Origin of the sequence: Vibrio sp. 070316B (assembly GCF_013114115.1) — a bacterium.
GTDB classification, from domain to species: Bacteria; Pseudomonadota; Gammaproteobacteria; order Enterobacterales; family Vibrionaceae; genus Vibrio; species Vibrio chagasii_B.
Genome location: NZ_VTYC01000003.1, coordinates 203,031 through 214,631, shown reverse-complemented (window position 1 = coordinate 214,631; position 11,601 = coordinate 203,031). Strand labels below are relative to the sequence as shown.

The 11,601-nt window shown below is 45.0% G+C and carries 9 protein-coding genes; 3 read left to right on the top strand and 6 right to left on the bottom strand.

Features of this window, described 5'->3' with window-relative positions:
- Positions 1–72: 72 nt before the first annotated feature.
- The 3 genes from groL to F0251_RS04940 all read right to left on the bottom strand — a co-directional run bounded on the left by groL (position 73) and on the right by F0251_RS04940 (position 3,342).
- Complete coding sequence (gene groL, locus F0251_RS04950; RefSeq protein ID WP_171730479.1) at positions 73–1,719, bottom strand: chaperonin GroEL; 1,647 nt, start codon at positions 1,717–1,719, stop codon at positions 73–75.
- Between the two features lie 52 nt (positions 1,720–1,771).
- A complete protein-coding gene (locus tag F0251_RS04945) occupies positions 1,772–2,062 on the bottom strand; it encodes a co-chaperone GroES (protein ID WP_004741353.1) in 291 nt (96 codons plus the stop codon).
- 182 nt (positions 2,063–2,244) lie between these two features.
- Positions 2,245–3,342 (bottom strand): LPS O-antigen chain length determinant protein WzzB, encoded by a 1,098-nt coding sequence (locus F0251_RS04940; RefSeq protein ID WP_171730500.1) that lies wholly within the window; start codon positions 3,340–3,342, stop codon positions 2,245–2,247.
- A 183-nt stretch (positions 3,343–3,525) separates the two neighbouring features.
- Between F0251_RS04940 and F0251_RS04935 the strand changes: the two genes are divergently transcribed.
- A complete protein-coding gene (locus F0251_RS04935; RefSeq protein WP_171730478.1) occupies positions 3,526–4,887 on the top strand; it encodes an MATE family efflux transporter in 1,362 nt (453 codons plus the stop codon).
- 364 nt (positions 4,888–5,251) lie between these two features.
- Positions 5,252–5,746 carry a methylated-DNA--[protein]-cysteine S-methyltransferase gene (locus tag F0251_RS04930; RefSeq protein ID WP_171730477.1) on the top strand — a complete coding sequence of 165 codons (495 nt, stop codon included), beginning with the start codon at positions 5,252–5,254 and terminating at the stop codon, positions 5,744–5,746.
- Positions 5,747–6,131: 385 nt separating this feature from the next.
- Here the strand turns inward: F0251_RS04930 and gpmM are convergent, their stop codons facing one another.
- On the bottom strand, positions 6,132–7,664 hold the full coding sequence (gpmM, locus tag F0251_RS04925) for a 2,3-bisphosphoglycerate-independent phosphoglycerate mutase (protein WP_105057795.1): 1,533 nt from the start codon (positions 7,662–7,664) through the stop codon (positions 6,132–6,134).
- A 350-nt stretch (positions 7,665–8,014) separates the two neighbouring features.
- On the opposite strand from gpmM, the gene wecA (F0251_RS04920) reads away from it, so the two are divergent.
- Entirely contained in the window at positions 8,015–9,079 is a 1,065-nt protein-coding gene (gene wecA, locus F0251_RS04920; RefSeq protein WP_171730476.1) for a UDP-N-acetylglucosamine--undecaprenyl-phosphate N-acetylglucosaminephosphotransferase, read from the top strand.
- A 276-nt stretch (positions 9,080–9,355) separates the two neighbouring features.
- Here wecA (F0251_RS04920) and wecA (F0251_RS04915) read toward each other — a convergent pair whose 3' ends face one another.
- Together wecA (F0251_RS04915) and galU are read right to left on the bottom strand one after the other, a co-directional pair.
- Positions 9,356–10,459: a UDP-N-acetylglucosamine--undecaprenyl-phosphate N-acetylglucosaminephosphotransferase gene (wecA, locus tag F0251_RS04915; protein WP_171730475.1), complete on the bottom strand. Its 1,104-nt coding sequence runs from the start codon at positions 10,457–10,459 to the stop codon at positions 9,356–9,358.
- A gap of 257 nt (positions 10,460–10,716) precedes the next feature.
- Positions 10,717–11,583 carry a UTP--glucose-1-phosphate uridylyltransferase GalU gene (gene galU, locus F0251_RS04910; protein ID WP_171730474.1) on the bottom strand — a complete coding sequence of 289 codons (867 nt, stop codon included), beginning with the start codon at positions 11,581–11,583 and terminating at the stop codon, positions 10,717–10,719.
- Between the last annotated feature and the right edge of the window lie 18 nt (positions 11,584–11,601).

Sequence of the window (11,601 nt, the reverse complement as noted above, 5' to 3'; positions counted from 1 at the left end):
AAAAACGGAGACCGAGGTCTCCGTTTTCTAAAGCTTATGTATGGCTCTCTCTGTTACGAGAAAGGGGGATGATTACATCATACCGCCCATGCCACCCATACCGCCCATGCCACCCATATCAGGCATAGCAGCAGACGCATCTTGAGGTTTGTCAGTAATCATCGCTTCGGTTGTGATCATAAGACCAGCAACAGATGCTGCGAACTGAAGTGCAGAACGAGTCACCTTAGTTGGATCTAGGATACCCATCGCGATCATGTCGCCGTATTCGCCAGTCGCAGCGTTGTAGCCGTAGTTACCTTCGCCAGCACGAACGTTGTTAGCAACAACAGACTCTTCGTCACCTGCGTTCTTAGTGATTTGACGGATAGGTGCTTCCATTGCACGTAGTGCAACGCGGATACCTACGTTTTGCTCTTCGTTGTCGCCTTCAATGTTAGCCACTTTAGATGCGGCGCGGATAAGTGCAACACCACCACCAGCAACCACACCTTCTTCAACTGCAGCACGAGTTGCGTGAAGTGCGTCTTCTACGCGGTCTTTCTTCTCTTTCATCTCAACTTCAGTCGCAGCACCAACTTTGATTACTGCAACACCGCCAGCTAGCTTAGCTACGCGCTCTTGAAGTTTCTCTTTGTCGTAGTCTGAAGTTGCGTCTTCGATTTGTTGACGGATTTGAGAAACGCGACCTTGGATCATCACTTCTTCACCCGCACCATCAATGATGGTTGAGTTTTCTTTAGTGATAGTAATACGCTTAGCTTGACCTAGGTCTTCTAGCGTTACTTTCTCAAGGTCTAGGCCGATTTCTTCAGAGATAACCGTACCACCCGTTAGGATAGCGATGTCTTGCAGCATTGCTTTACGACGGTCACCGAAACCAGGTGCTTTAACAGCCGCAACTTTCACGATGCCGCGCATGTTGTTTACAACTAGAGTTGCAAGCGCTTCGCCTTCTACATCTTCAGCGATGATTAGAAGTGGACGAGATGCCTTAGCTACTGCTTCTAGAGTCGGAAGAAGTTCACGGATGTTTGAAACTTTCTTGTCGATAAGAAGGATGAATGGGCTTTCTAGATCAACAGAACCTGCTTCTTGGTTGTTGATGAAGTAAGGAGATAGGTAACCGCGGTCGAACTGCATACCTTCAACTACGTCTAGCTCGTCTTGTAGAGCCTGACCTTCTTCAACTGTGATAACGCCATCACGACCTACTTTTTCCATCGCTTCAGCAATGATGTTACCTACAGTCGCATCAGAGTTTGCTGAGATAGTACCTACTTGCGCGATAGCTTTAGTATCAGCACATGGAACAGAAAGACCTTTTAGCTCTTCAACAGCAGCAAGTACCGCTTTGTCGATACCGCGTTTAAGGTCCATTGGGTTCATGCCAGCTGCAACCGCTTTAAGGCCTTCAGTGATGATAGCTTGAGCTAGAACTGTAGCGGTAGTTGTACCGTCGCCCGCAGCGTCGTTCGCTTGCGAAGCCACTTCTTTAACCATTTGTGCGCCCATGTTTTGGAACTTGTCTTCAAGCTCGATTTCACGTGCAACAGAAACACCATCTTTAGTAATAGTTGGTGCGCCAAATGATTTGTCTAGAACAACGTTACGGCCTTTAGGACCTAGCGTTACTTTTACTGCGTCAGCCAGAACGTTTACACCTTCTAGCATTTTAATACGTGCGTCGTTACCAAATTTAACGTCTTTAGCAGCCATCTTTATTTCCTTTAAATTCTTTATTCAGTCAGTTCAGTTTGTATAGCGCGGATTACTCAACGATCGCCATGATGTCGTTTTCAGACATGATCAGAACTTCTTTACCGTCGATTTTTTCAGACTTAGTGCCGTAGCCTTCAGCAAAGATAACAGTGTCGCCAACTTTAACGTCCAATGGTTGTACTGAACCGTTTTCTAGGATGCGGCCTTTGCCTACAGCTAGAATTACACCGCGAGTTGATTTTTCAGCGGCAGAACCAGTTAGAACGATGCCACCAGCAGATTTAGATTCAACTTCTTGGCGCTCAACGATAACTCGGTCGTGTAGAGGACGGATATTCATCGGTCGTATCTCCTGATAATTTCCATTTAATTTGATAGTTGCCACGATTGGCATGGGGTTAAAGAGTATGTTGGGGCGAAGTGAAAGATCCCAAGGGGGGAGGCGGACTTTTTGTGAGGAAACTCAAACAACAAGAAATGTAAAAAGAAAAATGGCTAGTGAGTAACACTAGCCATTTGAACTTAATCTTTTTCTCTAATCAAAAAACGTATCAGCACAATACCCAAACTAATAATCCCCCCCAAAAAAGTACCTAGTATAACGATCAAAGCGCGGTTAGGCTTATCTCTCGCTATTGGCTGTTCGACATTTTCCAAAAATCGAAAAGTCTGAAATTCAACACTTCGATCTATTTCAAGGTTACTCAACATATCTAATTTGGCATTTATTTGTTGAAGGCGAGGCTCAATAACACTTAAGTTCTTTACAGACTCCAAAGCTTGAACCTTTGCAGCTAAGCCTTTTGCCCCTAAATCTATACCAAATAGCTCATTGTCATTACCAACTTGTATAGGTTTCTCGACCCCTGCGGCTTGTGCTATACCCATAGCATACTTAGCTCGCTCACTCTCAACTAATAATTGATTCCTCGCCTGACTCTCTAGAATTCGTTTTTGCTGAATCAACTCATTTCTTTTACCGTTAACAACCGCTTTTAGGTTGTTGAACGCATCGTCATACACCTTGGACTCAGTAAATGAAATATAAGCTGTTAACAAATCAAAGCTGCTTTCTTTAGTCATAGTTTGAAAACTAACCACATAAGGAGAATTTCTATTATTTATGTCAACAATGGATGTTGAAACTCTACCAAACCACTGTGAATAGAACGCCCTGGTAGCATCTTCCGAAATAGCTGTTTCATCTGAAGAAGTTATATCTCTTAAAGCTTGAAAATCAGAATTACTCTCGAAAAAAGAACGCTTGTTATTGGTTGAGTTCAGCATATTAATAAAGCTATTAAACAAAGCTTCTGCATTAACCAAGGTATCCAGCTCTCGGCTGACTAAAACGGTACCATCATCTTGGTAGATATTGAAAACAGGCTGAAACTGCTTTACCTGCTGTTGATATGCAGTAATGTCTTGAGGTTGCGCTTGCACTATTTTAGCTTTCGATGACCACCACTCTTGCACTGATAGCGCATAACCAACGCTAATAATTGCAAATAAAGCCGTAACTAATATGATTATTAGCTTACCGTTCCAAATTGCCTTAAAAAGCTCTTTAAGGTCGACTAAATCATTTGAATTATATACAGGTGTATTTTCTGGGGGCATCGATGGTAGCTCACTTTGTTGCTTCACTATAAATCTCTCAAACATCTAAATTAGTAACGGGAAAAGTGCTATCACAGCATATGCTGTAAGTCTTGTGTGATTTGTAAACTTTACGAAAGTGATCTTCAGACTGCTCAAGTTTCACTGTATTCTACTCACATTCTAATTCAATCGGCGTTTTACATGCAAGATAAGCACGGGCTTCTTACTGCCCCAATAGCAAATACTCTGCGCACTATGACCATACCGACCATTTTAGGCATGGTTGCGATCTTGATGTTTAACTTAGTCGATACCTTCTTTATCTCACTACTCGGCACACAAGCACTTGCAGCAGTGAGCTTTACCTTTCCAGTTACCTTCGCCATCAATTGCATCACAATGGGCATAGGTGTGGGGCTGTCCACATGTATTGGGCGCTTGCTGGGTCAAGGCTGCGCACAAAATGCCGCTCGCTTTACTTGTCATGGATTATTGCTTGCCGTGCTGCTTGTTGGATTTGCATCAACACTGGGGCTTGTAACTCTAGAACCCATGTTTACCTTATTAGGGGCAGAACCAGAGTTGCTGCCACTGATATCTGAATACATGACTGTCTGGTACTTAGCCATTCCGCTGCTTGTTATCCCAATGGCAGGCAATAGCGCGATACGAGCGAGTGGTGATACCAAAACCCCCGCCAAGATCATGATGTTAGCGGGCCTAATTAACGGTATCCTCGACCCCTTGCTGATCTTCGGTTACGGACCTTTCCCTGAACTCGGGATTCAAGGCGCAGCCATCGCCAGTGGTTTCAGTTGGTTTGGTGCGTTGTGTAGTTCGCTGTATGTATTAATCAAACGAGAAAAGCTACTTGCTCCACCCAAAGCTCAAGAGGTTGTCCGCGACTGGAAACAAATCCTCACCATTGGCACACCTGCTGCACTTTCAAACGCGCTGAACCCACTCGCGGGGGCTATCATTATGATGATGCTGGCCAAGCAAGGAACTGAAGCCGTTGCCGCTTATGGTGCTGCTCAGCGTATTGAATCGATTCTGATCATCGTCTTGATGTCTCTCACTTCCGCTCTTACCCCTTTTATGGCGCAGAACTTTGGAGCCGAGAACCCACAACGCAGCTTTAAAGCCCTATTCCTAAGCATGCGATTTGCCGTGCTATTCCAAGGTTTGATCTTTTTAATGATGGTGCCATTGAGCATCCCTTTAGCCGCCCTCTTTTCTCAGGAAGAGTCGGTGCGAGGTATCTTGTGGCACTACCTGTTAGTCGTGCCATTTAGTTACGGGTTCCAAGGCATTGTGATGATGCTGATAAGTGCAATGAATGCCATGCATCAACCACTCAAAGCCTTCCAATGGAGCTTCATGCGCCTTTTCGTATTTACCCTGCCGTTTGCCTGGGTGGGCAGCCAAATTGATGGTGTCGAAGGGCTTTTTATCGGCCTAGCATTAGGAAACATAATGGGTGGCATTTCAGGGTACCTGTTTGCGCTTCGTGTTAGAGCTAGAGCAGATGCGGGATGCGAGATGCGAGATGCGAAAAGATAAAAAGCAGATTCGAGTTTCGGGTATCGAGATGCGAAAAGATTAAAAAGCAAATTCGAAAGGATTTAAGTGCAAATATCAGGCTCAAGTGACACTCGACTCTAACCTCGTCATTCCCTATAGCGAGGAACGAGCGCAGTAGGGAATCTATTACCCATTGCTAATACCGCGTTGCTTGAGATTCCAGACACTTCGTCCCTCAGTTCTGGAATGACGGCTTAAGGTACTACAGTAGATGCGAGATTCGGGTATCGAGATACGAAAAGATTAAATATAGGTTCGAGATACTGAAAGGGTTAAAAGCGTCAAGCGGATACAAAATTCGAAGTGCTTGAGAGCAGAAATAGGCTAGAAGAAGGAAGATGACATGGAAGGCTGTACTTACAAAATGCTCTACGAAGCGCCGATTGGTAAGATGATCATTGTTAGTGATGGCGTATCAATTATAGAAATTGACCATGTGAACCATGATGAGGCTATTGTTTGCAACCACGATGAATTATGCCTCAAAGTATCTCGCCAACTAGACGAGTATTTTGCTGGTCAACGAACTGAATTTAATTTGCCATTGAGAGCGACAAAAGGTAAGGACTTTCAAAAAACGGCTTGGCAGGCTCTCACCTCTATTCCTTATGGCGAAACCATCAGCTATGGCGAACAAGCAAAGAGAATGGGCAACCCCAAAGCAGTGAGAGCGGTGGGTGGTGCGAACGGCAAGAACCCGTTTAGCATCGTAGTCCCTTGCCACCGAGTGATTGGTGCCAATGGAACATTAACTGGCTACACCGGCGGCATGAACTGCAAAGAGTGGTTGTTGGATTTTGAGCGTTCAGTTCTAAAGAAGGATGAGAGTAGCGAGTAACGAGATGCGAAAAGCACGTCACTCGATCCCGAACCTAGCCCCTTTAATTACGTCATTCCCTACAGCGAGGAGCGAGCGTGATAGGGAGTCTTTCTCAATGTACTTAATGCGACACATCAGACATGACATTAGATTCCAGATATTTCGTGCCTCAATTCTGGAATGACGGGATAGAGCTGGTGAGAGTGGCGAGATTCAGCGTGCGCAAACATGTACGGTTCTCATTCTGTTCGTGACCCGTTTACTCGCATCCCGCATCTGCTCTTCAACTCTTCAGCTCTTCAAATCTCGTCTACCCGTATCTCGCATCTATAAAAAAGCCCGCACTTTGAGGTGCGGGCTTTCAAAATCGTTACAGCTCAACGTGAACCGCTGAGCCGAACCATCATTTAACTAAAACATCACCTGACATTTCAGCAGGGATCTCTGTACCAGTTAGAGAAAGCATTGTTGGTGCAAGATCAGACAGTTTACCGCCTTCTTTGAACTCAACGTCTTTATTACCTACGTAGATAAGTGGCACTGGTAGGTTAGTGTGTGCAGTATGGATGCCGCCCGTTTCTGGGTTAACCATCATTTCTGCGTTACCGTGGTCTGCTGTGATAAGCAGTTGGCCGTCAGCTTCTTTGATTGCTTCAACCACTTTACCAAGACACTCGTCTAGAGACTCTACTGCTTTCACTGCTGCATCGTAAACGCCAGTGTGACCAACCATGTCACAGTTAGGGAAGTTACAAACGATAGCGTCGTATTTGCCGCCTTTGATTGCTGCAACTAACTTTTCAGTTAATTCTGGAGCGCTCATTTCAGGCTGTAGGTCGTAAGTGGCTACTTTTGGAGAAGCTACAAGTTGACGCTCTTCGCCTTCGAACTCGTCTTCGATACCGCCATTGAAGAAGAAAGTCACGTGCGCGTATTTCTCTGTTTCTGAAATACGTAGCTGCGTTTTACCTTGCTTAGATAACCACTCACCGTAAGTATTCTCTAGAGAAGCTGGTGGGAATGCACATAACAGCGGGATATCAGCTGCGTATTGAGTCAGCATCACGAAGTCGATTGCTGGGAATACATTACGCTCAAAACCATCAAAATCAGCAACGAATGTGCGAGTGATTTGACGAGCACGGTCGGCACGGTAGTTCATGAAGATAACTGCATCGCCATCAACGATAGCTGCAGACTCTTCGCCTTCCGCTTTAATCTCAGTCGCTTTAACAAACTCATCGTTTTCATCACGAGCATAAGCGGCTTCTAGGCCAGCAACTGCAGTATCGAATGTGAACTCTGCTTTTGCTTCAGTTAGTAGCTCGTAAGCAGTTTGAACACGCTCCCAGTTGTTGTCACGGTCCATTGCGTAGTAACGACCAACCAAAGAAGCCACACGGCCTTTGCCCAGTTTAGCGAACAGATCTTGGAAACGTTGTAGAGAGTTTTCTGCGCTACGTGGCGGAGTGTCACGGCCATCTAGGAATGCGTGTAGGTAGATTTTCTCAGCGCCACGCTCTGCTGCCATTTCAACGGCTGCGTAGATGTGATCTTCATGAGAGTGAACACCACCTGGTGACATAAGACCCATGATATGAACCGCTTTATCCGCTTTCACCGCTTTGTCGATAGCATTCACTAGCGCTTCAGTTTGACCGAATTCACCATCTGCAATTGACTTAGTAATGCGAGTAAGATCTTGGTATACCACACGACCAGCACCGATGTTGGTGTGACCAACTTCAGAGTTACCCATTTGGCCGTCAGGTAGGCCTACATCCATGCCAGAAGCAGAGATTAGCGTGTTAGGTTGGTTAGCAATAAGACCGTCTAATACTGGTGTCTTAGCGTTCGCGATAGCGTTGTCTTGGTTGTCTTCACGGTAACCGTAACCGTCAAGGATCACTAGAGCCATTGGCTTCTTAGCTGACATAGGACTGACCTCGTTCAATTCAAAATAAATCGGTATAAAAACAAATTAGCGTAATTTTACTACAGTTTACAGTCAAAACTGTAGCGGAAGATCAAGAAACGTCTCAGGTAGGTCCATCGGATGTGAAAAAAAATGTCATTTTGTGTCCAAGGCTACGGTGCTGTATTAACGATCAAGATGCTCAATACTTATTACAAACCATTCTTAAGTAACATCGAGTTGCACTCTGAAATCAAATATCACACTCAAATACTGCCGAACAAAACATACTCAACTGAGTGTACATATTGATAATTTTAACGTAAGATACACGCAAATAAAATTCTTATAAAAACTGGCTAGAGTTCATCATGTTATTAGAGCTATCACTTGTTGGCTTCTTCTCCTTTTCATCGCTCTTTGTGATGCGAAAAGCAGCAAAAGTCGTCGGCTTAGTAGATAAACCCAACGAACGAAAACTGCATAACGGAGCGATCCCGCTCGTAGGCGGAATCGCAATCAGTTTGTCGATAGCTCAGTTCATACTCACCCACCCCAATGTGATACCGCATAGCCAGCTTTTTTTAGCTTCTATCGCAGTGCTTATCGTTATCGGCGCGCTTGATGATAAGTTTGATATTAGCTTCAAAATTCGGCTTGTCGTTCAAGCAATTCTCTCCATTTGCATGATGCACTTTGCCGATATCCGACTAGAAAACATTGGTAATATTTTTGGCACAGGTGAATTACATTTAGGATTTCTGAGCCCTGTAGTCACAATACTTGCGGTGATTGGAGCTATTAACGCGTTCAATATGGTTGATGGTATCGACGGCCTATTAGGTGGGCTTGCTATCGTAACCTTTGCTGGTATCGCCATTTTGCTAAAAATCGATAGCCAACACGGCTTAGCGTATTTGTGCGCCGTATTCATTGCCGCGACTATCCCTTATATCTTGATGAACCTCGGGCTTCTAGGCCGAGAACGCAAAGTGTTCATGGGCGATGCTGGCAGCATGATGATTGGCTTTACTGTCATCTGGCTACTGCTTGGTGCCAGCCAAGATCCTTCCGAAGCACTAATGCGACCGATCACGGCGTTATGGCTGATTGCTATTCCATTAATGGACATGGCCGCAATCATGTTTAGGCGAGTAAGACGTGGCGATTCCCCATTCAAACCCGATCGTGAACATTTACACCACATTTTCCAGCGCCTTGGTTTTACATCGCGCCAGACGCTGGCCATTATTTGTTTGATCGCTAGTAGTTTTGCCGGCTTCGGTATCTACGGTGAGTCCTTGGGAATCTCTGAATCGACCATGTTCATCCTGTTTATGCTTTGCTTCGTTTCTTACACCGTCGCGATGAGCTATGTTTGGCGTATCACAAGCTGGATTAGAAGTTGGCGCAACCTTCCTGAGAAAGTCTACTGATAACTCAGGAGTGCATTAATGGCAGAGGTTTAGAAAGAACTATCAACAAAGCCGAGTCAACAAACCGCACTTAATAAACTGAAACGCTTATCACCAAATACTAAAAGGGCCCAACCTCATATCGAGATTGGGCCCTTTTGCTTGTGGTAACGAGTGATGGCAACCTAAAACAGAATTGGCGGAGGGACACCAACAGATATCGATGGATAAAACAGACGATAGATGAAGCCTTACCCGCGCACACGAGAATGTTGGTATTTCTACATTCCCATCACCTTATAATACAGCCGTTTCCTCTGGTTGTTTTTCCTCTAGCTTCTTCCACTTTCTTACAATCTTCGCCATCTTAAACGAGTGTGTCATTGCGTAGGTGTGGAATGAGAAACATGCCACAATGGTGTAGAACATGATGAATTCAGGCACTTGGAAGTACTCTCCCAATAACCCCAAAGTTGAGTAAAGTAACTGTACTAAGCAGATCACCACTAACGACTCACGAGGGGTAAAGCCGATACGTTGCATAATATGGTGGAAATGCTCACGGTCCGGTTTAAACGGAGAATGCCCTTTACGAATACGACGTATCATGATCGCCATCATATCGATCAAAGGGACTGCAATTAGCCATAATGCAGTGACAGGGCGAATAATATAGTGCCCGTCATCGGACTGCGTGCCACCAATCAATACCCAAATCACTATAAAGCCGATCATCATGCTGCCCGCATCGCCCATGAACACCTTACGAAGCTTGCCAAAGTAGCCCAGATTGAACAAAACAAAAGGGAATAACATAACCACCATGACCGCCATAAAAAAGGCATAAAACTCGAGTGCATAAGCGAAGAACACGACACCTAATGAGGTAAACACCACCATGCTCAAACCGCCTAGCAGCCCATCAATACCATCAACCATATTAAAGGCATTAATCGCAGCAATCACGGCAATCACCGTAATCACGCTGTCGAGTACCACAGGGAAATCTAACACGCCAAACCCGAATACATCCCCCACGTGAGAGAGGGTTAACCCGGTATAATGCATAATCACCATCGCCAAAATAGCTTGTACGCCCATTCTGAGCTTAAAGCTGATGTCGAAGCGATCATCCGCCACTCCAACCAGCACTAGAACAGTTAAACACGTGGCAGCTATCTCTAGGTTATTGAACTGTTCTGCATTCACATACAGGAAGTACAGTAAGGTAATGCACAAAGAGATGCCCCCTACGAGGGGAACCACGCCTTCGTGGTGCTTTCTGGCATTAGGTTTATCGGTTAAGCCAATCGCATAACCGACTTTGCGCATGCAGTACAGCACAGCAAGGGAAATAAAGAAGAACATCGAGAGTTCGATGAGGTACTCAAACAGTGACATCAGGGTAAGCCTATCATTGGTTATTGTTTTATTGCTTTATTGCTTTATTGCTTTATTGCTTTATTGCTTTATTGCTTTATTGCTGAGGAATAGTCGAATGGCGAATTGTGGCAAGGCGCATTACTTTAAAACTTGTCGTTTCACGCCATTCTTTAAACCATTAGCAGCAGGGCATTGGAATAGGGGAAGGAGAGTAAGGTGGTGAACCTAATTGATGAAATAACCTTTCATACCACGATTCACCACAGCCTAAAGTGCTATTTCTTTTCTGTCGCCGTTTGGTCCATTTCCGCTTTGCTGCCTTTAAGGTAGACGTTTTGGTAACAGTAGTTTGTCGCTTCAATGTAGCCATCGACGCTGCCACAGTCGAAACGCTTACCTTTGAATTTGTAAGCAATCACACACCCTTTTTTCGCTTGCTCTAGCAGCGCATCGGTAATTTGGATCTCGCCGCCTTTACCTGGCTGTGTCTCTTGCAAAATATCGAAGATGTCTGGCGTGAGAATATAGCGACCAATAATGGCAAGGTTGCTTGGCGCTGTGCCTTGCTCTGGCTTCTCAACCATATCGGTAATGCGAATCAAATCATCACTCAAATGCTCACCCGCAATCACACCGTATTTGTGAGTTTCCGATTCTGGTACCTCTTCGACTGCAACAATGGAGCAACGGAACTGGCGATACAGTGCCGCCATTTGTGCCAGCACACCTTGGTCTTCATTAATACAAAGGTCGTCGGCCAATACCACAGCAAACGGGTTATCGCCCACCAGTTCTTTGCCCGTTAAAATGGCATGCCCTAGCCCTTTCATTTCACGTTGGCGAATGTAGGTAAACTGAGCGGAGTCTATCAATGCGCGAATGTCATCCAACAAAGGCTCTTTATTGGTGCCTTGAATTTGGTGTTCAAGCTCGTAGTTCTTATCAAAGTGATCCATCAATGAGCTTTTACCACGGCCGGTCACCACCGCCATGCTGGTCATCCCCGCTTGAATGGCCTCGTCAACACCGTATTCAATCAACGGTTTATTAACGATAGGCATCATTTCTTTAGGCATAGATTTTGTTGCAGGTAAAAAGCGCGTGCCGTAGCCCGCTGCAGGAAATAAACAGTGTTTAAGCATTATTTTTCTTTCTCGTTT

Bases quoted from the DNA above. Each gene is read 5' to 3' on its own strand.
- groL (WP_171730479.1), bottom strand. From the start codon at position 1,719: ATGGCTGCTAAAGACGTTAAATTTGGTAACGACGCACGTATTAAAATG.
- wecA (WP_171730475.1), bottom strand. From the start codon at position 10,459: ATGTCACTGTTTGAGTACCTCATCGAACTCTCGATGTTCTTCTTTATT.
- wecA (WP_171730476.1), top strand. From the start codon at position 8,015: ATGTTATTAGAGCTATCACTTGTTGGCTTCTTCTCCTTTTCATCGCTC.
- galU (WP_171730474.1), bottom strand. From the start codon at position 11,583: ATGCTTAAACACTGTTTATTTCCTGCAGCGGGCTACGGCACGCGCTTT.
- F0251_RS04945 (WP_004741353.1), bottom strand. From the start codon at position 2,062: ATGAATATCCGTCCTCTACACGACCGAGTTATCGTTGAGCGCCAAGAA.
- gpmM (WP_105057795.1), bottom strand. From the start codon at position 7,664: ATGTCAGCTAAGAAGCCAATGGCTCTAGTGATCCTTGACGGTTACGGT.
- F0251_RS04930 (WP_171730477.1), top strand. From the start codon at position 5,252: ATGGAAGGCTGTACTTACAAAATGCTCTACGAAGCGCCGATTGGTAAG.
- F0251_RS04935 (WP_171730478.1), top strand. From the start codon at position 3,526: ATGCAAGATAAGCACGGGCTTCTTACTGCCCCAATAGCAAATACTCTG.
- F0251_RS04940 (WP_171730500.1), bottom strand. From the start codon at position 3,342: ATGCCCCCAGAAAATACACCTGTATATAATTCAAATGATTTAGTCGAC.